Source organism: Dysgonomonas mossii (assembly GCF_004569505.1).
Taxonomy (GTDB): domain Bacteria; phylum Bacteroidota; class Bacteroidia; order Bacteroidales; family Dysgonomonadaceae; genus Dysgonomonas.
In genome coordinates, this window is the sequence record NZ_SPPK01000114.1 from 1 (window position 1) to 402 (window position 402).

General features: G+C 65.2%; 1 pseudogene. It reads left to right on the top strand.

Going from position 1 to position 402, the window contains the following annotated elements:
* Positions 1 to 402: pseudogene (locus E4T88_RS19035) on the top strand (hypothetical protein); the annotation flags it as partial.

Consider the following 402-nt stretch of genomic DNA (forward strand, 5'->3'; position numbering starts at 1 on the left):
GTTCAATGCCGTCAAGAGCTTCATCGAACTGCATTCGCTGCTGCCGAAGGGCGTGAAGCTGCTGCCCGAGGACGTGTTCGCGCGTGCCTCGTACGTGCTCTCGGCCAAGGTGCTGGACCCGCAGTTCCAGGGCCAGATCAAGGAGCGGCTCAATTCGCGCGACGCCGTGCGGCTGGTGAGCGGCTTCGTGCGCCCGGCGCTCGAACTGTGGCTGCACCAGCACGTGGACTACGGCAAGAAGCTCGCCGAACTCGCCATCAAGGCCGCGCAGACCCGCCAGAAGGCGGGCCAGAAGGTCGAGAAGAAGAAGGGTTCCGGCGTGGCCGTGCTGCCCGGCAAACTCACCGATTGCGAAAGCCGCGACCTCTCGCACAACGAGGTGTTCCTGGTGGAGGGCGACTC